This is a genomic window from Escherichia sp. WS1450, assembly GCF_046487395.1.
GTDB classification, from domain to species: domain Bacteria; phylum Pseudomonadota; class Gammaproteobacteria; order Enterobacterales; family Enterobacteriaceae; genus Escherichia; species Escherichia coli.
In genome coordinates, this window is the sequence record NZ_JBJQJO010000002.1 from 51,537 (window position 1) to 72,968 (window position 21,432).

The window sequence follows — 21,432 nt, forward strand, 5'->3', positions numbered from 1 at the left end:
GACCGCCATCGAGTCCCCCTTGTAACCTTAACTCTTCCTGATACGTGAATAATGATTTTGGTGGCCCTTGCTGGACTTGAACCAGCGACCAGGCGATTATGAGTCGTCTGCTCTAACCACTGAGCTAAAGGGCCTTGAGTATGCAATAACAATACTTATATACCACGCAATAGACATGATGATCTTATGATGTAAATAACATATTTTTATGCGTTCTCATTCATCCTGGGTCGTCATTACCTGCGACATAAAACCCGACACCGCTTCCATTCACAAAGTCGATACTCTCAGTCAACAAGCAAATGCTAATACTTAGCACTATTTATAGTTACCATCGATTCAATGATAGTTTGTAATGATTTTGTATCTAATAATATAACTTTATTACATTAGCTGAAGAGTTTTCGCATCATTATGATATCTGTTACTTTTCACCCCATAAAAATAAACTTCATATAGCAATATATTCTTTCATAGATCTTATTCTGCTAATCATTAGTTTCGTATGAGCGATTTTTGACAGTTGCCTCTCCAGACCACATTGATAATTAAAAAAACAGATTTAAGCATTATCCTTTTCCATATAAATATTGGATAAAAGTAGGACATCTGTTTGCAATTACTTTCACAACAATTAAACATTTTTATGTTTCCGTATACACCATATTACTCTACCATTAGAGGAACTTTATTATGTTTTCTATAAAACCAGGACCAAGAAATTTACCTATCGGCAACCCCACATTGTTATCATGGAACATTACTGACGGGGATCTAAATTCCAAATTAAATACATTAGAATATCTAAACTGTATAACAAATATTATTAATTCTTGTGGAGTTTATCCTCAGGATTTAAAAGACAGAGAAATTATATCAACTTTTCACGCAGAAAAAGTTATTAATGATCTGTTAAAAAACGATTATAAAATTTCCCTTTTTCCAGATACAACTTACCGAGAGTTGAATAAAGCAGCACAGCGTAGCATTACAGCGCCAGACAGGATAGGAGAAGGAAAAACATGGGTTTATCAACGAGATACAATGGTTGAAAGAGGTGATAACAGCGGTGTTCATCAGTATGGTCCAGCTGAACATTTTACTCACATTATATCTGACAAACCGTCCCCAAAAGATAAGTATGTTGCATATGCTATTAACATTCCTGACTATGAACTGGCAGCTGATGTATATAATATTAACGTAACGTCACCTACCGGCCAGCAAGAAACATTTAAAATATTAATCAATCCAGAACATCTACGGCAAACACTTGAGCGTAAATCTCTTACTGCTGTTCAGAAATCACAATGTGAAATCATCACCCCCAAAAAACCTGGCGAAGCGATTCTTCATGCTTTTAATGCCACCTATCAGCAAATCAGGAAAAATATATCTGAGTTTGCACGTTGTCATTATGGGTATATACAAATCCCTCCCGTAACCACTTTCCGCGCCGACGGACCAGAAACTCCCGAAGAAGAAAAAGGTTACTGGTTTCACGCTTATCAACCCGAAGATCTTTGTACTATCCATAATCCAATGGGAGATTTGCAGGATTTTATCGCATTGGTTAAAGATGCCAAAAAATTTGGTATCGATATCATCCCTGATTATACATTTAACTTTATGGGAATCGGGGGTAGTGGTAAAAATGATCTGGATTATCCCTCTGCCGATATACGAGCGAAGATCAGTAAAGATATAGAAAGTGGTATCCCTGGCTATTGGCAAGGTCAGGTCTTGATTCCCTTTATTATAGATCCAGTAACAAAAGAACGTGACCAAATCCATCCAGAAGATATACATCTCACTGCAAAAGACTTCGAAGAAAGTAAAGATAATATTTCTAAGGATGAATGGGAAAACCTCCATGCATTAAAAGAAAAGCGTTTAAATGGAATGCCTAAAACAACACCCAAAAGTGACCAGGTTATTATGTTGCAAAATCAATACGTTCGTGAAATGCGAAAATATGGCGTACGAGGTTTACGTTATGATGCAGCAAAACACTCAAAACATGAACAAATAGAGAGGTCGATAACCCCACCGCTTAAAAATTATAATGAGCGGTTGCACAATACAAATTTATTTAATCCAAAATATCAAAAAAAAGCTGTTATGAATTACATGGAATACCTGGTAACTTGTCCGTTAGATGAACAACAAATGTCATCGCTGCTTTATGAAAGAGATGATTTAAGCGCCATTGATTTTTCATTGCTCATGAAGACGATAAAAGCCTTTTCATTCGGTGGAGATCTCCAAGCCCTTGCATCAAAACCGGGTTCCACAATCTCAAGCATCCCATCAGAAAGACGGATATTGATTAACATCAACCACGATTTCCCTAACAATGGTAATCTTTTCAATGACTTTCTATTTAACCATCAGCAAGATGAACAATTAGCAATGGCATATATGGCCGCTCTCCCGTTCAGCAGGCCTTTAGTTTACTGGGATGGTCAGGTATTAAAATCAACGACTGAGATTAAAAATGATGATGGGTCCACTCGTGTCGGCGGTGAGGCGTGGCTTAATAAAGGTTGCTCTACCTATCAGCAGCTCTACAATGAATTCCACGCATTATATATAGATAAAGCAGGAATATGGAGCGCATTTGAGGGTGTATTTGCAACTAAAAACGTTCTGGCCTTTAGTCGTGGGGATTCTGTGAACATTAATCACTCTCCTCATGATGGACTAGTTATAATAAATAAAGGAAACGAAGAAGTTGAAGGTACCTGGCCTAACAAATTGCAACCTGGAATATATAAAAACATGGGGAGTAATAGCGTTAACATTATTATTAATAATACCCGAAAAATTATCTCCCCTGGTAAAGCATTTACGCTTAGAGGCGGAACTCTAAATATCAATATTCCTGGGCGTAGCGCTCTTCTTTTAGGGAAAACTGGAGAACCGCCGAACTATCTCTATTTGTAATTTAATGTTATATCTGCCCCGCTAAAACGGGGCAGATAATATGTTTAGTTTACTAACGGTCATTTTGCAGTGAAGCCATTTACCGTTTTTTATCGACCAGATAATCTGTTCTCTGATGGTAATCCCCCCCTAACCTGTTGCTTTAGTTATTCATTTCCTGTCTCACTTTGCCTTAATACCCTACGTTAAATGTTACCAATTTGTTGCTTTTGATCACAATAAGAAAACAATATGGCGCATTTGTGCGCATTTTTCAGAAATGTAGATATTTTTAGATTATGGCTACGAAATGAGCATCGCCATGTCACCCTACATCTCATAAGAGGATCGCTTCTGATGAATGCACTGACCGCCGTACAAAACAACGCTGTCGATTCAGGCCAGGACTATAGCGGATTCACTCTCATCCCGTCGGCGCAATCCCCGCGTCTGCTGGAACTCACCTTCACCGAACAGACGACCAAACAGTTTCTCGAACAGGTTGCCGAATGGCCCGTGCAGGCGCTGGAGTACAAATCTTTTCTGCGTTTTCGGGTAGGCAAAATTCTTGACGATCTGTGTGCGAACCAGCTGCAACCATTGCTGTTGAAGACCCTGCTAAACCGTGCTGAAGGTGCGCTGTTGATCAATGCGGTAGGTGTCGATGATGTGAAGCAAGCGGATGAGATGGTGAAGCTGGCAACGGCGGTAGCGCATCTGATTGGTCGCTCAAATTTCGATGCGATGAGCGGTCAGTATTACGCGCGATTCGTGGTGAAAAATGTCGATAACTCAGACAGCTATCTGCGTCAGCCGCACCGCGTAATGGAGCTGCACAACGACGGCACCTACGTCGAAGAGATCACCGACTATGTGCTGATGATGAAAATCGACGAGCAGAACATGCAGGGTGGAAATTCGTTGCTGCTGCATCTCGATGACTGGGAACATCTGGACCACTATTTCCGCCACCCGCTGGCGCGTCGCCCGATGCGCTTTGCCGCGCCGCCGAGCAAAAACGTCAGCAAAGATGTTTTCCATCCAGTGTTCGACGTTGATCAACAGGGTCGCCCGGTGATGCGTTATATCGACCAGTTCGTCCAGCCAAAAGATTTTGAAGAAGGCGTGTGGTTGAGCGAGCTTTCCGATGCCATTGAAACCAGCAAAGGCATTCTTTCTGTACCCGTTCCCGTTGGCAAATTCCTGTTGATAAACAACCTGTTCTGGCTGCACGGTCGCGACCGCTTTACTCCGCACCCGGATCTGCGCCGTGAACTGATGCGTCAGCGTGGCTATTTCGCTTACGCCACTAACCACTACCAGACGCATCAGTAAGCGCAAAGGAATTGAGCGGATGTATGATTTTGTGATTATTGGCGGCGGCATCATCGGCATGTCGACCGCCATGCAACTGATTGATGTCTATCCGGATGCCCGCATTGCGTTGCTGGAAAAAGAGTCCGGCCCGGCCTGTCACCAGACGGGTCACAACAGCGGCGTGATCCATGCCGGGGTCTATTACACGCCCGGCAGCCTAAAGGCGCAGTTTTGCCTGGCGGGGAACCGCGCCACCAAAGCCTTTTGCGATCAAAACGGCATTCGCTATGACAACTGCGGCAAGATGCTGGTCGCCACCTCTGAACTCGAAATGGAACGGATGCGCGCGTTGTGGGAACGCACGGCGGCGAACGGTATCGAGCGCGAGTGGTTAAACGCCGAGGAGCTGCGCGAGCGTGAACCGAATATCACCGGGCTCGGCGGCATTTTTGTGCCGTCCAGCGGCATTGTCAGCTATCGCGAAGTGACGGCGGCGATGGCAAAAATCTTCCAGGCCAGAGGCGGCGAGATTATTTATAACGCCGAAGTCAGCGCCCTCAGTGAGCATAAAAACGGCGTGGTGATACGTACCCGTCAGGGCGGTGAATATGAAGCATCGACGCTGATTAGCTGTTCCGGGCTGATGGCTGACCGGCTGGTGAAAATGCTCGGCCTCGAACCGGGCTTTATTATCTGCCCGTTCCGTGGCGAGTATTTCCGCCTTGCGCCGGAGCATAACCAGATTGTTAACCACCTGATTTACCCCATTCCCGACCCCGCGATGCCATTTTTGGGCGTGCATCTCACCCGCATGATCGATGGCAGCGTGACCGTCGGGCCAAACGCGGTGCTGGCTTTTAAACGCGAAGGCTATCGCAAGCGCGATTTCTCGTTTAGTGACACGCTGGAGATTTTAGGCTCGTCGGGGATTCGCCAGGTGCTGCAAAACCATCTACGCTCAGGATTGGGCGAGATGAAAAACTCGCTGTGCAAAAGCGGCTATCTGCGGCTGGTGCAAAAATATTGTCCCCGGCTTTCGTTAAGCGATCTCCAGCCCTGGCCCGCCGGTGTGCGGGCGCAGGCGGTATCGCCGGACGGCAAGCTGATTGACGATTTTCTGTTTGTCACCACCCCGCGCACGCTCCACACCTGCAATGCGCCCTCCCCGGCAGCGACATCAGCAATTCCTATTGGTGCGCATATTGTCAGCAAGGTACAAACGCTGTTGGCAAGCCAGAGTAACCCCGGACGCACGCTGCGAGCGGCACGTAGTGTGGATGCCTTACACGCCGCATTTAATCAATAACCTTTGAAAACAGGACGTAACAATGAAACTTAACGACAGTAACTTATTCCGCCAGCAGGCGTTGATTAACGGGGAATGGCTGGACGCCAACAATGGCGAGGTCATCGACGTCACCAATCCGGCGAACGGCGACAAGCTGGGTAGCGTACCCAAAATGGGCGCTGATGAAACCCGCGCCGCTATCGACGCCGCCAACCGCGCTCTGCCCGCCTGGCGTGCGCTCACCGCCAAAGAACGCGCCACCATTCTGCGCAACTGGTTCAATTTGATGATGGAGCATCAGGACGATTTAGCGCGCCTGATGACCCTAGAACAGGGCAAACCGCTGGCTGAAGCGAAAGGCGAAATTAGCTACGCCGCCTCCTTTATTGAGTGGTTTGCCGAAGAAGGCAAACGCATTTATGGCGACACCATTCCTGGTCATCAGGCCGATAAACGCCTGATTGTTATCAAGCAGCCGATTGGCGTCACCGCGGCTATCACGCCGTGGAACTTCCCGGCGGCGATGATTACCCGCAAAGCCGGTCCGGCACTGGCGGCAGGCTGCACCATGGTGCTGAAGCCCGCCAGTCAGACGCCGTTCTCTGCGCTGGCGCTGGCGGAGCTGGCGATTCGCGCAGGCGTTCCGGCTGGCGTATTTAACGTGGTCACCGGTTCGGCGGGCGCGGTCGGTAACGAACTGACCAGCAATCCGCTGGTGCGCAAGCTGTCGTTTACCGGCTCGACCGAAATTGGCCGCCAGTTAATGGAACAGTGCGCGAAAGACATCAAGAAAGTGTCGCTGGAGCTGGGCGGCAACGCGCCGTTTATCGTCTTTGACGATGCCGACCTCGACAAAGCCGTGGAAGGCGCACTGGCCTCGAAATTCCGCAACGCCGGGCAAACCTGCGTCTGCGCCAACCGTTTATACGTGCAGGACGGCGTGTATGACCGCTTTGCCGAAAAATTACAGCAGGCGGTGAGCAAACTGCACATCGGCGACGGGCTGGAGAATGGCGTCACCATCGGGCCGCTGATTGATGAAAAAGCGGTAGCAAAAGTGGAAGAGCATATTGCCGATGCACTGGAGAAAGGTGCGCGTGTGGTTTGCGGCGGTAAAGCGGATGAACGCGGCGGCAACTTCTTCCAGCCGACCATTCTGGTGGACGTTCCGGCCAACGCCAAAGTGTCGAAAGAAGAGACGTTCGGCCCCCTTGCCCCGCTATTCCGCTTTAAAGATGAAGCCGATGTGATTGCGCAGGCCAATGACACCGAGTTTGGCCTTGCCGCCTATTTCTACGCCCGTGATTTAAGCCGCGTCTTTCGCGTGGGCGAGGCGCTGGAGTACGGCATCGTCGGCATTAATACTGGCATTATTTCCAATGAAGTGGCCCCGTTCGGCGGCATTAAAGCCTCGGGTCTGGGTCGTGAAGGTTCGAAGTATGGCATCGAAGATTACTTAGAAATCAAATATATGTGCATCGGTCTTTAACTGGAGAACGCGAATGAGCAGCAATAAAGAGTTAATGCAGCGCCGTAGTCAGGCAGTTCCTCGTGGCGTTGGGCAAATTCACCCCATTTTCGCTGACCGCGCGGAAAACTGCCGGGTGTGGGACGTTGAAGGCCGTGAGTATCTTGATTTCGCGGGCGGCATTGCGGTGCTCAATACCGGGCACCTGCATCCGAAAGTGGTTGCGGCGGTGGAAGCGCAGTTGAAAAAGCTGTCGCACACCTGCTTCCAGGTGCTGGCTTACGAACCGTATCTGGAGCTGTGCGAGATTATGAATCAGAAGGTGCCGGGAGATTTCGCCAAAAAAACGCTGCTGGTAACGACCGGTTCTGAAGCGGTGGAGAACGCGGTGAAAATCGCCCGCGCCGCCACCAAACGCAGCGGGACCATCGCCTTTAGCGGTGCATATCACGGGCGTACGCACTACACGCTGGCGCTGACCGGCAAGGTAAATCCGTACTCTGCGGGTATGGGGCTGATGCCAGGCCATGTTTATCGCGCGCTTTATCCTTGCCCGCTGCACGGCATCAGTGAAGATGACGCTATCGCCAGCATCCACCGGATCTTTAAAAATGACGCCGCGCCGGAAGATATCGCAGCCATCGTGATTGAGCCCGTTCAGGGCGAAGGCGGTTTCTACGCCGCGACGCCAGCCTTTATGCAGCGTTTACGCGCTCTGTGTGACGAGCACGGGATCATGCTTATTGCCGATGAAGTGCAGAGCGGCGCGGGGCGTACCGGCACGCTGTTTGCGATGGAGCAGATGGGCGTGGCACCAGATCTCACCACCTTTGCGAAATCGATCGCGGGCGGTTTCCCGCTGGCGGGCGTCACCGGGCGCGCGGAAGTGATGGATGCCGTCGCTCCAGGCGGTCTGGGCGGCACCTATGCCGGTAACCCGATTGCCTGCGTAGCGGCGCTGGAAGTGTTAAAAGTGTTTGAGCAGGAAAATCTGCTGCAAAAAGCCAACGATCTGGGGCAGAAGTTGAAAGACGGATTGCTGGCGATAGCCGAAAAACACCCGGAGATCGGCGACGTACGCGGGCTGGGAGCGATGATCGCCATCGAGCTGTTTGAAGATGGCGATCACAGCAATCCGGACGCAAAACTCACCGCCGAGATCGTGGCGCGCGCCCGCGATAAGGGCCTGATTCTTCTCTCCTGCGGCCCGTATTACAACGTGCTGCGCATCCTTGTACCGCTCACCATTGAAGACGCTCAGATCCGTCAGGGTCTGGAGATCATCAGCCAGTGTTTTGATGAGGCGAAGCAGTAGCACCGCACCCATGCCGGAGGCGACGCTGCGCGTCTTGTCCGGCCCACGAAAATGTAGGTCGGATAAGGCGTTTACGCCGCATCCGACATTCGGCGCACCATGCCGGAGGCGACGCTTTGCGTCTTGTCCGGCCTACGAGAATCCAGGTCGGGTAAGGCGGAGCCGCTCTCCGGCAAAAAGAATCAATAACAATTAAACGCGTGACCCGACGCGGGAAATGTCGGGGCGCTCTCCCAAGTGACACACTTTCGAGAGGATTCAGGATGGGGCAATCATCGCAACCACATGAGTTAGGCGGCGGGCTGAAGTCACGCCACGTCACCATGTTGTCTATTGCCGGTGTTATCGGCGCAAGTCTGTTTGTCGGTTCCAGCGTCGCCATCGCCGAAGCGGGCCCGGCGGTATTACTGGCCTATTTGTTCGCCGGATTACTGGTGGTTATGATCATGCGGATGCTGGCGGAAATGGCGGTTGCCACGCCCGACACGGGTTCGTTTTCCACCTATGCCGATAAAGCTATTGGCCGTTGGGCGGGTTATACCATCGGCTGGCTGTACTGGTGGTTTTGGGTACTGGTTATCCCACTGGAAGCCAACATCGCCGCCATGATCCTGCACTCGTGGGTTCCAGGCATTCCCATCTGGTTATTTTCCCTCGTCATTACCCTCGCCTTAACTGGCAGTAATTTATTAAGCGTTAAAAACTACGGCGAATTTGAGTTCTGGCTGGCGCTGTGCAAAGTCATCGCTATCCTGGCCTTTATTTTCCTTGGTGCAGTCGCAATTAGCGGTTTTTACCCTTATGCCGAAGTGAGCGGGATCTCAAGATTGTGGGATAGCGGCGGCTTTATGCCCAACGGCTTCGGCGCGGTATTAAGCGCGATGTTGATCACCATGTTCTCGTTTATGGGCGCAGAAATTGTCACCATTGCCGCCGCGGAATCTGACACGCCGGAAAAACATATTGTCCGCGCCACCAACTCGGTTATCTGGCGTATTTCTATCTTCTATTTATGCTCTATTTTTGTCGTCGTGGCATTAATACCGTGGAATATGCCGGGGCTGAAAGCCGTTGGATCTTATCGCTCGGTTCTGGAGTTGCTCAATATTCCCCATGCGAAATTAATCATGGACTGCGTGATATTACTTTCCGTAACCAGTTGCCTGAACTCGGCGCTGTATACCGCTTCCAGAATGCTCTACTCCTTAAGCCGTCGCGGTGATGCTCCCGCGGTAATGGGTAAAATCAACCGCAGTAAAACCCCGTATGTGGCGGTATTACTCTCGACCGGAGCGGCATTTTTAACGGTGGTGGTGAATTATTACGCGCCTGCGAAAGTGTTTAAATTCCTGATCGACAGCTCCGGCGCTATCGCCCTGCTGGTTTATTTAGTCATCGCCGTTTCACAATTGCGGATGCGCAAAATTCTGCGAGCAGAAGGAAGCGAAATTCGCCTGCGGATGTGGCTTTATCCGTGGCTCACCTGGCTGGTAATCGGCTTTATTACCTTTGTGTTGGTAGTGATGCTATTCCGCCCGGCGCAACAGTTAGAAGTGATCTCCACCGGCTTATTAGCGATAGGGATTATCTGTACCGTGCCAATTATGGCTCGCTGGAAAAAGCTGGTATTGTGGCAAAAAACACCCGTTCATAATACGCGCTGATAATGATCAGGAGTCACACCATGACCATTACGTCTCTGGATGGCTATCGCTGGCTGAAGAACGATATTATTCGCGGTAATTTTCAACCGGATGAAAAATTACGGATGAGTTTGCTGACATCGCGTTATGCACTTGGCGTTGGGCCGTTACGGGAAGCTCTTTCGCAACTGGTGGCGGAACGGATGGTCACGGTGGTGAATCAAAAAGGGTATCGGGTGGCGTCTATGTCAGAGCAGGAGCTGCTCGATATTTTCGACGCCCGCGCCAATATGGAAGCGATGCTGGTCAGTCTGGCGATTGCCCGCGGTGGCGATGAATGGGAGGCAGACGTTCTCGCAAAAGCGCATCTGCTCAGTAAGCTGGAGGCCTGTGACGCCAGTGAGAAAATGCTTGATGAGTGGGATCTGCGTCATCAGGCGTTTCATACGGCAATTGTGGCGGGCTGTGGTTCTCACTATTTGCTGCAAATGCGTGAACGGTTGTTTGATCTGGCGGCGCGCTATCGATTTATCTGGCTGCGGCGAACAGTGCTTTCGGTGGAGATGCTGGAGGATAAACACGATCAGCACCAGACCCTGACTGCGGCGGTACTGGCGCGAGATACCGCGCGCGCCAGTGAGTTAATGCGCCAGCATTTACTGACGCCAATTCCCATTATCCAGCAGGCGATGGCTGGCAATTAACTACTCTTCAGGAATACGCAACACTTGCCCCGGGTAAATTTTATCCGGGCTTTTCAGCATCGGTTTATTCGCTTCGAAGATTTTATTGTACAGATTGGCGTTACCGTAGACCTGTTTAGAAATGGCGCTAAGAGTGTCGCCAGACTTAACGGTATAAAACTGGCTGGCAGCGGCTGGTGTCGCCGTTTTCACCTGATCATCGACACTGGCAATACCGGAAATATTCCCCACCGCAACAAGGATTTTCTCCTTCGCCTCCTGACTTAAGCCGTCACCCGTGACCGTCGCTTTGCCGTCGGCGATTTGAATGTTCACTTTATCGGCATCAGGTATACCGGTTTTGTTCAGATGCTCCTGCACCTTCTTCGCCTGATCGTCTTTATCGTGCTGACCTGTAACCGCGTCCCAGAGTTTTTCTCCGGCATCTTTCACAAAATTGAACAGACCCATAGCTACCTCATTCGTTAACGGAAACACTCAGAAAGTGTAGCAGAGGAACGCGGCGCGTTAACGCCGCGGGGGTGAACACAGGTTTAATCGCGGGTTTGCACCCAGAAAGCGTGAATCAAACCGGGGATATACCCAAGCAGTGTCAGCAGAATATTAATAATGAACGCCCAACCGAACCCTTTACCGAGCAGCACGCCGAGCGGCGGCAGAATGATGGTGATGACGATTCTCCAGAAACCCATATGTACTCCCTATAAGAAAATTACTCATTGTTTAAAAAGAGATTTTATCTCTTAAGCGTAGTAATTTTAGCGGAGCCTGCCAGTTTCAGCTTACGCTTTTACTCTCATTTACGCTGCTGATGCTGGCATATGTTATATTTTTAGTTTAGAGTTTACTTAATTTAGAAAATGCTTAAATAACTATGACTGAACTCGCGCAATTACAGGCCAGTGCCGAACAGGCAGCGGCCTTATTGAAAGCAATGAGCCACCCTAAACGGTTGCTGATTCTGTGCATGCTTAGCGGTTCTCCCGGCACCAGTGCGGGAGAGCTGACGCGCATTACCGGACTAAGTGCCTCTGCAACATCACAGCATCTCGCTCGTATGCGGGACGAAGGGCTTATCGACAGCCAACGGGATGCCCAACGCATTCTATATTCCATTAAAAATGAGGCGGTAAATGCCATTATCGCCACCCTGAAAAATGTCTATTGTCCGTAAGGAGTCACTATGGCTTTGACAACCATTTCGCCGCATGATGCACAAGAATTAATCGCACGCGGCGCAAAGTTAATCGATATTCGTGACGCTGATGAATATCTTCGTGAGCATATTCCTGAAGCAGATCTGGCTCCATTATCCGTGCTGGAACAGTCAGGTCTTCCGGCTAAATTACGTCACGAGCAAATTATATTCCACTGCCAGGCAGGTAAACGCACCAGTAATAACGCCGATAAATTAGCAGCGATTGCCGCCCCCGCAGAAATCTTTTTACTCGAAGATGGGATTGATGGCTGGAAAAAAGCAGGATTACCAGTAGCGGTAAATAAATCTCAACCCTTGCCGTTAATGCGCCAGGTGCAGATCGCTGCGGGTGGTTTAATATTAATCGGCGTTATACTCGGTTATACCGTAAATAGCGGTTTCTTCTTATTAAGCGGCTTTGTTGGTGCCGGGTTACTGTTTGCAGGAATTAGCGGTTTTTGTGGGATGGCAAGGTTGTTAGATAAGATGCCGTGGAACCAACGAGCTTGAGAAGCGACGCCGGACGCGCCATAGCGGCGGCATCCGGCCTCAGTAATTAGATCAGGAAATCGTCGAGAGATTTACCTTCTGCCAGCGCCTGAGCGATTGGCTTCGGTGTACGGCCCTGACCGGTCCAGGTTTTAGTTTCACCGTTAACATCGGTGAATTTATATTTCGCCGGACGCGGCTGGCGTTTTTTACCAGCGCGTGGGGCGGCCGCGGAGCTATTACCCAATAACTCTTCCGGGTTAATTCCGTCAGCTTTCATCAGCTCCAGCCAGGTGCTAATTTTTTCCTGGCGCTCTGCCAGTTCACGCTGCTGCTGTTCTTCTTCTTCACGTCTTTCTTTAGTGACAACCCTGAATTTTTCGAGCATTTCTTCAAGAACGTCAATGGAGAATTCGCGAGCCATCGCACGGAGGGTGCGAATGTTATTTAAACTTTGTAACATTACGGACATAATAAAGAAAACCTTTTAACGCCAAAACAAAAAAGTATTTCGTCGCGTAGTGTAAGCGATCACTTATTATATTTCCACAAAATTTAATCTATTTACAGTCCTGCGCGAGATTATTTCAGCTGTTATTTTCTGAAACTCTCAGAATAATTTCAAGATTATATATTAGCCATTTTGATGAGTAATTTCGGTTATTTGTGAGCAGAGCGGCGCTCTCTGCTCGCTAATTCCGCAAGCCTGACAAAACAAAAATGAATAAAAATGCAATTTAACCGAATAAATGGAAACACCCCTCACTGGTGCTTTCTGCTGTCAATGTACATTTTCTGGCATAAAAAATGCTGAAAATGACCCGGTCACGACATACACCGAATTCTCTACGCTTATAGCGTTACCTCACCCCCAAACCTTCATGAGTGATAATAAAGGTAAACACATATCCAATTGATTTAATTAAAAATAAATCATATCGGCATGTAAAAATCCACAATGTACAAAAAACGCGCTGTTACGGAATATTTTATCTACAAAAACAGATTAAATAAAAATTTTTAACTAATTGATTAGTCATAGCCAGCGATATACGCTATGCGAAAATGCAGATGACAATGAGATCCACTGCTTTCATCTCCATTAACATCCCATTACGCTTTTATTAAGGAGCATTAGCATGTTCTCACCGCAGTCACGCTTGCGTCATGCAGTTGCAGATACGTTCGCGATGGTTGTTTACTGTTCTGTCGTGAACATGTGTATTGAAGTTTTCCTCTCCGGAATGAGCTTCGAACAATCTTTTTATTCCAGATTGGTAGCGATTCCGGTGAACATCTTAATTGCATGGCCATACGGTATGTACCGCGATCTGTTTATGCGCGCAGCACGCAAAGTTAGCCCGTCGGGCTGGATAAAAAATCTGGCGGATATCATGGCTTATGTGACGTTCCAGTCACCGGTGTATGTGGCGATCTTGTTAGTGGTGGGCGCAGACTGGCATCAGATTATGGCGGCGGTCAGTTCAAACATCGTTGTTTCGATGTTGATGGGGGCGGTTTATGGCTACTTCCTCGATTATTGCCGCCGACTGTTTAAAGTCAGCCGTTACCAGCAGGTAAAAGCCTGACCCTTCTTTTCGCGACTGGCATCGCCAGTCGCGTCTTTAACTGGCTTCGCCAAATAAACCATTCAAATAACGTTCAAGCGCAACACGCGAACTAAAGCCATGCGGGATACCGTAATGCTCATGACGTTCACCCGCTAAATAGAGCGGAAATTGCTGGTAATGATCGCAAGTTTTAATATCGGAAGCGGGTTCAGCCAGTGTTGAACTGCGTTCTTTTAATGTTGGATGAATCACCAGGGCGGTACGTCCCATTCGCGCTTCGCGATTAACATAGACATAATTTTCCCCACGGCGGTAACCATACGCTTTCTGGGTTACCACATCGACAGTAAAACCGACTTTTTCAAGTACGCGCGCCACCTCGTCTGGTCGTAAATACATATTTGATCCTCGTTATTATCAACCGCGGGCCTACCTTACCTGATTGCGCATTCACAACGCTTTCAGAAAAGTCCATAAAGCCGCGATGAACCTCAGTTAAGAAAATTATGGTCTACACTGAAAATTACATCGAATTCTAATGGGGGATCATATGTTTAACCGACCGAACCGCAACGACGTTGATGATGGCGTGCAGGATATCCAGAATGATGTCAATCAATTAGCTGATAGCCTCGAATCTGTATTGAAGTCCTGGGGCAGCGACGCTAAAGGGGAAGCTGAAGCCGCACGCAGTAAAGCGCAGGCTCTACTGAAAGAAACCAGGGCGCGAATGCATGGTCGTACTCGCGTCCAGCAAGCCGCGCGCGATGCCGTTGGCTGCGCGGATTCTTTTGTTCGTGAAAGACCCTGGTGTAGCGTGGGTACAGCAGCTGCGGTAGGTATTTTTATCGGCGCACTGTTAAGCATGCGCAAATCGTAGTGCAACATGATAATAAATACGCGTCTTTAACCCCGAAGCCTGGCTTCGGGGTTTCTTTTTGCCTGGTGAATCACAAAAATCCCCCTACCCCGTCACGCTCATACCCAGGGTAATTTCGACCACTATTTGCTATATATTGTGTGGTTGAATCTTTTTTCAACTACATCTAGTATCTCTGTATCAACAGAGAGACAACCCGACGCGTATCATCGCGCCGTATCTTCATTTTAAACGGAAATACGAATCATGCGCATTACTATTTACACTCGTAACGATTGCGTTCAGTGCCACGCCACCAAACGGGCGATGGAAACCCGGGGCTTTGACTTTGAAATGATTAATGTCGATCGCGTTCCTGAAGCGGCGGAAGTGCTGCGTGCTCAGGGCTTTCGTCAGTTGCCGGTAGTGATTGCTGGCGATCTTAGCTGGTCTGGTTTCCGCCCGGACATGATCAACCGTCTGCATCCAGCACCACACGCGGCCAGTGCATGAGCCAGCTCGTCTACTTCTCCAGTAGCTCCGAAAATACGCAGCGTTTTATCGAACGTTTAGGACTGCCCGCGGTGCGCATCCCGCTCAATGAGCGGGAACGGATTCAGGTAGACGAGCCTTACATCCTGATCGTGCCCTCTTACGGCGGCGGCGGTACGGCTGGCGCAGTGCCACGACAGGTCATTCGCTTTTTAAACGACGAGCACAACCGGGTGTTGCTGCGCGGCGTTATTGCTTCGGGTAATCGCAACTTTGGTGAGGCGTATGGCCGCGCCGGAGATGTGATAGCCCGGAAATGCGGCGTGCCGTGGCTGTACCGCTTTGAACTCATGGGTACGCAAAGCGATATCGAAAACGTTCGTAAAGGAGTAACCGAATTTTGGCAACGACAACCGTAGAACGCCTGACGCAGGAAACGATGGATTATCACGCTCTGAATGCGATGCTTAACCTTTACGATAGCGCAGGTCGCATTCAGTTCGATAAAGACCGCCAGGCCGTTGACGCCTTTATTGCGACGCATGTGCGTCCGAACAGTGTGGCCTTCAGTAGCCAGCAGCAGCGCCTGAACTGGCTGGTTAACGAAGGTTACTATGATGAAAGTGTCCTTAATCGCTACTCTCGCGATTTTGTCATTACGCTGTTTGCCCACGCGCACGCCAGCGGGTTTCGTTTCCAGACATTCCTCGGAGCATGGAAGTTTTACACCAGCTATACGTTGAAGACATTCGACGGTAAGCGTTATCTGGAAGATTTTGCCGATCGCGTCACGATGGTGGCGCTGACGCTGGCACAAGGCGATGAAACACTGGCGGCGCAGCTCACTGATGAGATGCTGTCAGGACGCTTTCAGCCAGCCACGCCGACATTCCTCAACTGCGGTAAGCAGCAGCGCGGCGAACTGGTTTCCTGTTTTCTACTGCGTATTGAAGACAATATGGAGTCGATTGGCCGGGCGGTAAATTCCGCACTGCAACTGTCGAAACGCGGCGGCGGCGTGGCATTTTTGCTGTCGAATCTGCGGGAAGCGGGCGCGCCAATTAAACGTATTGAAAATCAATCTTCTGGCGTGATTCCGGTGATGAAAATGCTGGAAGACGCATTTTCCTATGCCAACCAGCTCGGCGCGCGTCAGGGTGCTGGCGCAGTCTATTTACATGCCCATCATCCCGATATTCTGCGTTTTCTCGATACGAAACGGGAAAATGCCGACGAGAAAATCCGCATTAAAACACTGTCGCTGGGCGTGGTGATCCCGGATATCACTTTCCATCTGGCAAAAGAGAATGCGCAGATGGCACTGTTTTCGCCTTATGACGTTGAGCGGGTTTATGGCAAGCCGTTTGCTGATATCGCCATCAGTGAACACTATGCCGAACTGGTTGCCAATGAACGCATCCGCAAAAAATACCTCAACGCCCGTGATTTCTTCCAGCGACTGGCAGAAATCCAGTTTGAGTCCGGCTATCCCTACATCATGTATGAAGACACGGTTAACCGTGCTAACCCTATCGCCGGGCGCATAAATATGAGCAATCTCTGCTCAGAAATTTTGCAGGTTAACAGCGCCTCAGAGTATGACGAGAATCTCGACTATGCCCGCACAGGCCATGATATTTCCTGCAATTTAGGTTCGTTGAATATTGCCCACACCATGGATTCCCCCGACTTTGCCCGCACGGTAGAGACTGCCGTGCGCGGTTTAACGGCGGTGTCAGATATGAGTCATATCCGCAGCGTGCCGTCCATCGAAGCCGGAAATGCCGCCTCACACGCCATCGGACTGGGGCAGATGAATTTACACGGCTATCTGGCGCGAGAAGGCATCGCTTATGGGTCGCCGGAAGCACTGGATTTCACCAATCTCTATTTCTATACCATCACCTGGCACGCACTGCGTACCTCGATGTTGCTGGCGCGCGAACGCGGTGAAACCTTCGCCGGGTTCAAACAGTCACGCTATGCCAGTGGTGAATATTTTAGCCAATATCTGCAAGGGAACTGGCAGCCGAAAACGGCGAAAGTTGGCGAACTGTTTACCCGTAGCGGTATTACGTTACCTACCCGTGAGATGTGGGCGCAGCTGCGCGACGACGTGATGCGCTACGGCATTTACAACCAGAATCTTCAGGCGGTGCCGCCAACCGGTTCTATCTCTTATATCAACCATGCTACGTCGAGTATTCATCCGATTGTGGCGAAAGTAGAGATACGCAAAGAGGGCAAAACAGGACGCGTTTACTACCCTGCCCCGTTTATGACTAACGAAAATCTGGCGCTGTATCAGGACGCTTACGAAATCGGCGCAGAAAAGATCATCGACACCTACGCGGAAGCGACTCGCCATGTCGATCAGGGGCTGTCGCTGACGCTGTTTTTCCCCGATACCGCCACCACTCGCGATATCAACAAAGCGCAGATTTACGCCTGGCGCAAGGGTATCAAAACGCTCTACTACATCCGCCTGCGTCAGATGGCGCTGGAAGGCACTGAAATTGAAGGCTGCGTCTCCTGTGCACTTTAAGGAATATCTATGAAACTCTCACGTATCAGCGCCATCAACTGGAACAAGATATCTGACGATAAAGATCTGGAGGTGTGGAATCGCCTGACCAGCAATTTCTGGCTACCAGAAAAGGTGCCGCTGTCGAACGATATTCCTGCATGGCAGACATTAAGTGTCGTAGAACAACAACTGACGATGCGCGTTTTTACTGGCCTGACGCTGCTCGACACGCTGCAAAATGTTATCGGCGCGCCTTCGCTGATGCCCGATGCGCTCACGCCTCATGAAGAGGCGGTATTATCGAATATCAGCTTTATGGAAGCGGTTCATGCCCGCTCTTACAGTTCGATTTTCTCGACGCTGTGCCAGACCAAAGATGTCGATGCCGCCTACGCCTGGAGTGAAGAAAACGCGCCGTTGCAGCGAAAAGCTCAGATTATTCAGCAACATTATCGCGGTGATAATCCGCTGAAAAAGAAAATCGCCAGTGTGTTTCTTGAATCTTTTTTGTTCTATTCCGGTTTCTGGCTACCGATGTATTTTTCCAGCCGCGGAAAGCTGACCAATACCGCAGACCTGATCCGTCTGATTATCCGCGATGAAGCAGTCCACGGTTACTACATCGGCTATAAATATCAGAAAAGCCAGGAAAAGATCTCCCAGGCACAACGTGAAGAGTTGAAGAGTTTCGCCTTCGATTTGTTGCTGGAACTTTATGACAACGAGTTGCAATACACCGATGAGCTGTACGCCGAAACCCCGTGGGCTGACGATGTGAAAGCGTTTCTCTGTTACAACGCCAATAAGGCGTTGATGAATCTGGGCTACGAACCGTTATTTCCCGCAGAAATGGCAGAAGTGAATCCGGCAATCCTCGCCGCGCTTTCGCCGAATGCCGATGAAAATCACGATTTCTTTTCCGGTTCAGGGTCTTCATATGTGATGGGAAAAGCGGTCGAAACAGAAGATGAAGACTGGAATTTCTGAGGGTGTTATTTTTCAAAAATATCACTACCCGCAGCAGGGAAATAATTCCCGCCAAATAGCTTTTTATCACGCAAATATTTTGTGGTGATCTACACTGACACTCTGTTGCATTATTCGCCTGAAACCACAATATTCAGGCGTTTTTTTGCTATCTTTGACAAAAAATATCAACTTTTCTCGATTTGCTCTCAGCCCTTATATCATGGGAAATTCCGGCGATTTGCTCACATCAATATTCATGCCACATTTGCCATCAGGGGTTGCCTCAGATTCTCAGTATGTTAGGGTAGAAAAAAGTGACTATTTCCATTGGGTAATGTATCGACATAAACAAATAACAGGAATCTTTCTATTGCATGGCAATTAAATTAGAAATTAAAAATCTTTATAAAATATTTGGTGAGCATCCACAGCGAGCTTTCAAATATATCGAACAAGGACTTTCAAAAGAACAAATTCTGGAAAAAACTGGGCTATCGCTTGGCGTAAAAGACGCCAGTCTGGCCATTGAAGAAGGCGAGATATTTGTCATCATGGGATTATCCGGTTCGGGTAAATCCACAATGGTACGCCTTCTCAATCGCCTGATTGAACCCACCCGCGGGCAAGTGCTGATTGATGGTGTGGATATTGCCAAAATATCCGACGCCGAACTCCGTGAGGTGCGCAGAAAAAAGATTGCGATGGTCTTCCAGTCCTTTGCCTTAATGCCGCATATGACCGTGCTGGACAATACTGCGTTCGGTATGGAATTGGCCGGAATTAATGCCGAAGAACGCCGGGAAAAAGCCCTTGATGCACTGCGTCAGGTCGGGCTGGAAAATTATGCCCACAGCTACCCGGATGAACTCTCTGGCGGGATGCGTCAACGTGTGGGATTAGCCCGCGCGTTAGCGATTAATCCGGATATATTATTAATGGACGAAGCCTTCTCAGCACTCGATCCATTAATTCGCACCGAGATGCAGGATGAGCTGGTAAAATTACAGGCGAAACATCAGCGCACCATTGTCTTTATTTCCCACGATCTCGATGAAGCTATGCGTATTGGTGACCGAATTGCCATTATGCAAAATGGTGAAGTGGTGCAGGTTGGTACACCGGATGAAATTCTTAATAATCCGGCGAATGATTATGTCCGTACCTTCTTCCGTGGCGTCGATATTAGCCAGGTGTTCAGTGCGAAAGATATTGCCCGTCGTACACCGAACGGCTTAATTCGTAAAACCCCCGGCTTCGGCCCGCGTTCGGCACTGAAATTATTGCAGGATGAAGATCGCGAATATGGCTACGTCATCGAACGCGGTAATAAGTTTGTCGGCGCTGTGTCTATCGATTCGCTTAAAGCCGCGTTAACGCAGCAGCAAGGTCTTGATGCGGCGCTGATTGATGCGCCGTTAGCGGTCGATGCACAAACGCCTCTTAGCGAGTTGCTCTCTCATGTCGGACAGGCACCCTGTGCGGTGCCCGTGGTCGACGAGGACCAACAGTATGTCGGCATCATTTCGAAAGGAATGCTGCTGCGCGCTTTAGATCGTGAGGGGGTAAATAATGGCTGATCAAAATAATCCGTGGGATACCACGCCAGCGGCGGACAGTGCTGCACAATCCGCAGACGCCTGGGGTACACCGGCGACTGCACCGACTGACGGCGGTGGCGCTGACTGGCTGACCAGTACGCCTGCGCCAAACGTCGAGCATTTTAACATTCTCGATCCGTTCCATAAGACACTGATCCCACTCGACAGTTGGGTCACTGAAGGGATCGACTGGGTCGTTACCCATTTCCGTCCCGTCTTCCAGGGCGTACGCGTTCCGGTCGATTACATCCTCAACGGTTTCCAGCAACTGCTGCTGGGTATGCCCGCGCCGGTGGCGATTATCGTTTTCGCTCTCATCGCCTGGCAGATTTCCGGGGTCGGAATGGGCGTGGCGACGCTGGTTTCGCTGATTGCCATCGGCGCAATCGGTGCCTGGTCGCAGGCCATGGTTACCCTGGCGCTGGTGTTAACCGCCCTGCTGTTCTGTATCGTCATCGGTTTGCCGTTGGGGATCTGGCTGGCGAGAAGTCCGCGAGCGGCGAAAATTATTCGTCCACTGCTTGATGCCATGCAGACCACGCCTGCGTTTGTTTATCTGGTACCAATCGTCATGCTGTTTGGTATCGGTAACGTGCCGGGCGTGGTGGTGACGATCATCTTTGCGCTGCCGCCGATTATCCGTCTGACGATTCTGGGAATTAACCAGGTTCCGGCGGATCTGATTGAAGCCTCGCGCTCATTCGGTGCCAGCCCGCGCCAGATGCTGTTCAAAGTTCAGTTACCGCTGGCGATGCCAACCATTATGGCGGGCGTTAACCAGACGCTTATGCTGGCCCTTTCTATGGTGGTCATCGCCTCGATGATTGCCGTCGGCGGGCTGGGTCAGATGGTACTTCGCGGTATCGGTCGTCTGGATATGGGGCTTGCCACCGTTGGCGGCGTCGGGATTGTGATCCTCGCCATTATCCTCGACCGCCTGACGCAGGCCGTTGGGCGCGACTCACGCAGTCGCGGCAACCGTCGCTGGTACACCACTGGCCCTGTCGGTCTGCTGACCCGCCCATTCATTAAGTAACTCTGCACTTGCCCGGTGACGCCGGGCATTATC

The 21,432-nt window shown here is 49.7% G+C and carries 21 protein-coding genes and 1 tRNA gene; 17 read left to right on the forward strand and 5 right to left on the reverse strand.

The window, feature by feature from the left end:
* Window positions 1-58: 58 nt before the first annotated feature.
* Window positions 59-134, reverse strand: a tRNA-Ile gene (locus ACJHYR_RS02505).
* A gap of 559 nt (window positions 135-693) precedes the next feature.
* On the opposite strand from ACJHYR_RS02505, the gene ACJHYR_RS02510 reads away from it, so the two are divergent.
* From ACJHYR_RS02510 to csiR, 7 genes are all read left to right on the forward strand, one after another.
* On the forward strand, window positions 694-2,946 hold the full coding sequence (locus ACJHYR_RS02510) for an alpha-amylase family glycosyl hydrolase (RefSeq protein WP_021564506.1): 2,253 nt from the start codon (window positions 694-696) through the stop codon (window positions 2,944-2,946).
* Between the two features lie 336 nt (window positions 2,947-3,282).
* Complete coding sequence (gene glaH / locus ACJHYR_RS02515) at window positions 3,283-4,260, forward strand: glutarate dioxygenase GlaH (protein WP_000993114.1); 978 nt, start codon at window positions 3,283-3,285, stop codon at window positions 4,258-4,260.
* 19 nt (window positions 4,261-4,279) lie between these two features.
* Window positions 4,280-5,548 (forward strand): L-2-hydroxyglutarate oxidase, encoded by a 1,269-nt coding sequence (lhgO, locus tag ACJHYR_RS02520; RefSeq protein ID WP_072837440.1) that lies wholly within the window; start codon window positions 4,280-4,282, stop codon window positions 5,546-5,548.
* 22 nt (window positions 5,549-5,570) lie between these two features.
* On the forward strand, window positions 5,571-7,019 hold the full coding sequence (gene gabD / locus ACJHYR_RS02525) for an NADP-dependent succinate-semialdehyde dehydrogenase (RefSeq protein ID WP_000772878.1): 1,449 nt from the start codon (window positions 5,571-5,573) through the stop codon (window positions 7,017-7,019).
* A gap of 13 nt (window positions 7,020-7,032) precedes the next feature.
* Window positions 7,033-8,313, forward strand: coding sequence for a 4-aminobutyrate--2-oxoglutarate transaminase (gabT, locus tag ACJHYR_RS02530; protein ID WP_001587337.1), 1,281 nt, complete (start codon window positions 7,033-7,035; stop codon window positions 8,311-8,313).
* A gap of 263 nt (window positions 8,314-8,576) precedes the next feature.
* Window positions 8,577-9,977 (forward strand): GABA permease, encoded by a 1,401-nt coding sequence (gene gabP, locus ACJHYR_RS02535; protein WP_001295173.1) that lies wholly within the window; start codon window positions 8,577-8,579, stop codon window positions 9,975-9,977.
* A gap of 20 nt (window positions 9,978-9,997) precedes the next feature.
* Window positions 9,998-10,660, forward strand: coding sequence for a DNA-binding transcriptional regulator CsiR (gene csiR, locus ACJHYR_RS02540; protein WP_072837439.1), 663 nt, complete (start codon window positions 9,998-10,000; stop codon window positions 10,658-10,660).
* Here the strand turns inward: csiR and kbp are convergent, their stop codons facing one another.
* Together kbp and ACJHYR_RS02550 are read right to left on the reverse strand one after the other, a co-directional pair.
* On the reverse strand, window positions 10,661-11,110 hold the full coding sequence (kbp, locus tag ACJHYR_RS02545; protein WP_000522413.1) for a potassium binding protein Kbp: 450 nt from the start codon (window positions 11,108-11,110) through the stop codon (window positions 10,661-10,663).
* A gap of 83 nt (window positions 11,111-11,193) precedes the next feature.
* Complete coding sequence (locus tag ACJHYR_RS02550) at window positions 11,194-11,352, reverse strand: YqaE/Pmp3 family membrane protein (RefSeq protein ID WP_000508177.1); 159 nt, start codon at window positions 11,350-11,352, stop codon at window positions 11,194-11,196.
* A 182-nt stretch (window positions 11,353-11,534) separates the two neighbouring features.
* Here ACJHYR_RS02550 and ACJHYR_RS02555 point away from each other — a divergent pair, with 182 nt between their 5' ends.
* Window positions 11,535-11,834: an ArsR/SmtB family transcription factor gene (locus ACJHYR_RS02555; RefSeq protein ID WP_000137280.1), complete on the forward strand. Its 300-nt coding sequence runs from the start codon at window positions 11,535-11,537 to the stop codon at window positions 11,832-11,834.
* A 9-nt stretch (window positions 11,835-11,843) separates the two neighbouring features.
* Window positions 11,844-12,368, forward strand: a complete 525-nt coding sequence (gene ygaP, locus ACJHYR_RS02560; RefSeq protein ID WP_001551532.1) for a thiosulfate sulfurtransferase YgaP — start codon at window positions 11,844-11,846, stop codon at window positions 12,366-12,368.
* Between the two features lie 46 nt (window positions 12,369-12,414).
* Here ygaP and stpA read toward each other — a convergent pair whose 3' ends face one another.
* Entirely contained in the window at window positions 12,415-12,819 is a 405-nt protein-coding gene (gene stpA / locus ACJHYR_RS02565; protein WP_000115383.1) for a DNA-binding protein StpA, read from the reverse strand.
* A 667-nt stretch (window positions 12,820-13,486) separates the two neighbouring features.
* Between stpA and alaE the strand changes: the two genes are divergently transcribed.
* Window positions 13,487-13,936: an L-alanine exporter AlaE gene (gene alaE / locus ACJHYR_RS02570; RefSeq protein ID WP_000492658.1), complete on the forward strand. Its 450-nt coding sequence runs from the start codon at window positions 13,487-13,489 to the stop codon at window positions 13,934-13,936.
* Between the two features lie 36 nt (window positions 13,937-13,972).
* Here the strand turns inward: alaE and ACJHYR_RS02575 are convergent, their stop codons facing one another.
* Entirely contained in the window at window positions 13,973-14,317 is a 345-nt protein-coding gene (locus ACJHYR_RS02575; protein WP_000281320.1) for a DUF2002 family protein, read from the reverse strand.
* A 151-nt stretch (window positions 14,318-14,468) separates the two neighbouring features.
* Between ACJHYR_RS02575 and ACJHYR_RS02580 the strand changes: the two genes are divergently transcribed.
* The 7 genes from ACJHYR_RS02580 to proW all read left to right on the forward strand — a co-directional run bounded on the left by ACJHYR_RS02580 (window position 14,469) and on the right by proW (window position 21,399).
* Window positions 14,469-14,798, forward strand: a complete 330-nt coding sequence (locus tag ACJHYR_RS02580) for a DUF883 domain-containing protein (protein WP_001295174.1) — start codon at window positions 14,469-14,471, stop codon at window positions 14,796-14,798.
* A 246-nt stretch (window positions 14,799-15,044) separates the two neighbouring features.
* Window positions 15,045-15,290, forward strand: coding sequence for a glutaredoxin-like protein NrdH (nrdH, locus tag ACJHYR_RS02585; protein WP_059327686.1), 246 nt, complete (start codon window positions 15,045-15,047; stop codon window positions 15,288-15,290).
* Window positions 15,287-15,688: a class Ib ribonucleoside-diphosphate reductase assembly flavoprotein NrdI gene (gene nrdI / locus ACJHYR_RS02590; protein WP_000080954.1), complete on the forward strand. Its 402-nt coding sequence runs from the start codon at window positions 15,287-15,289 to the stop codon at window positions 15,686-15,688. Before nrdH ends, nrdI begins: the two co-directional genes overlap by 4 nt.
* Complete coding sequence (gene nrdE, locus ACJHYR_RS02595; RefSeq protein WP_059327685.1) at window positions 15,670-17,814, forward strand: class 1b ribonucleoside-diphosphate reductase subunit alpha; 2,145 nt, start codon at window positions 15,670-15,672, stop codon at window positions 17,812-17,814. The genes nrdI and nrdE overlap by 19 nt, the downstream gene beginning before the upstream one ends.
* A gap of 9 nt (window positions 17,815-17,823) precedes the next feature.
* On the forward strand, window positions 17,824-18,783 hold the full coding sequence (nrdF, locus tag ACJHYR_RS02600; RefSeq protein ID WP_000777951.1) for a class 1b ribonucleoside-diphosphate reductase subunit beta: 960 nt from the start codon (window positions 17,824-17,826) through the stop codon (window positions 18,781-18,783).
* Window positions 18,784-19,139: 356 nt separating this feature from the next.
* Window positions 19,140-20,342: a glycine betaine/L-proline ABC transporter ATP-binding protein ProV gene (proV, locus tag ACJHYR_RS02605; RefSeq protein ID WP_000985490.1), complete on the forward strand. Its 1,203-nt coding sequence runs from the start codon at window positions 19,140-19,142 to the stop codon at window positions 20,340-20,342.
* Complete coding sequence (gene proW / locus ACJHYR_RS02610) at window positions 20,335-21,399, forward strand: glycine betaine/L-proline ABC transporter permease ProW (RefSeq protein ID WP_000774978.1); 1,065 nt, start codon at window positions 20,335-20,337, stop codon at window positions 21,397-21,399. The genes proV and proW overlap by 8 nt, the downstream gene beginning before the upstream one ends.
* Window positions 21,400-21,432 lie beyond the last annotated feature (33 nt).

Coding starts and splice junctions, on each gene's coding strand:
- kbp (WP_000522413.1), bottom strand. CDS start 11,110: ATGGGTCTGTTCAATTTTGTGAAAGATGCCGGAGAAAAACTCTGGGAC.
- proV (WP_000985490.1), top strand. CDS start 19,140: ATGGCAATTAAATTAGAAATTAAAAATCTTTATAAAATATTTGGTGAG.
- ygaP (WP_001551532.1), top strand. CDS start 11,844: ATGGCTTTGACAACCATTTCGCCGCATGATGCACAAGAATTAATCGCA.
- ACJHYR_RS02555 (WP_000137280.1), top strand. CDS start 11,535: ATGACTGAACTCGCGCAATTACAGGCCAGTGCCGAACAGGCAGCGGCC.
- nrdI (WP_000080954.1), top strand. CDS start 15,287: ATGAGCCAGCTCGTCTACTTCTCCAGTAGCTCCGAAAATACGCAGCGT.
- gabP (WP_001295173.1), top strand. CDS start 8,577: ATGGGGCAATCATCGCAACCACATGAGTTAGGCGGCGGGCTGAAGTCA.
- ACJHYR_RS02510 (WP_021564506.1), top strand. CDS start 694: ATGTTTTCTATAAAACCAGGACCAAGAAATTTACCTATCGGCAACCCC.
- lhgO (WP_072837440.1), top strand. CDS start 4,280: ATGTATGATTTTGTGATTATTGGCGGCGGCATCATCGGCATGTCGACC.
- gabT (WP_001587337.1), top strand. CDS start 7,033: ATGAGCAGCAATAAAGAGTTAATGCAGCGCCGTAGTCAGGCAGTTCCT.
- gabD (WP_000772878.1), top strand. CDS start 5,571: ATGAAACTTAACGACAGTAACTTATTCCGCCAGCAGGCGTTGATTAAC.
- proW (WP_000774978.1), top strand. CDS start 20,335: ATGGCTGATCAAAATAATCCGTGGGATACCACGCCAGCGGCGGACAGT.
- nrdH (WP_059327686.1), top strand. CDS start 15,045: ATGCGCATTACTATTTACACTCGTAACGATTGCGTTCAGTGCCACGCC.
- alaE (WP_000492658.1), top strand. CDS start 13,487: ATGTTCTCACCGCAGTCACGCTTGCGTCATGCAGTTGCAGATACGTTC.
- ACJHYR_RS02575 (WP_000281320.1), bottom strand. CDS start 14,317: ATGTATTTACGACCAGACGAGGTGGCGCGCGTACTTGAAAAAGTCGGT.
- csiR (WP_072837439.1), top strand. CDS start 9,998: ATGACCATTACGTCTCTGGATGGCTATCGCTGGCTGAAGAACGATATT.
- stpA (WP_000115383.1), bottom strand. CDS start 12,819: ATGTCCGTAATGTTACAAAGTTTAAATAACATTCGCACCCTCCGTGCG.
- nrdF (WP_000777951.1), top strand. CDS start 17,824: ATGAAACTCTCACGTATCAGCGCCATCAACTGGAACAAGATATCTGAC.
- glaH (WP_000993114.1), top strand. CDS start 3,283: ATGAATGCACTGACCGCCGTACAAAACAACGCTGTCGATTCAGGCCAG.
- ACJHYR_RS02580 (WP_001295174.1), top strand. CDS start 14,469: ATGTTTAACCGACCGAACCGCAACGACGTTGATGATGGCGTGCAGGAT.
- ACJHYR_RS02550 (WP_000508177.1), bottom strand. CDS start 11,352: ATGGGTTTCTGGAGAATCGTCATCACCATCATTCTGCCGCCGCTCGGC.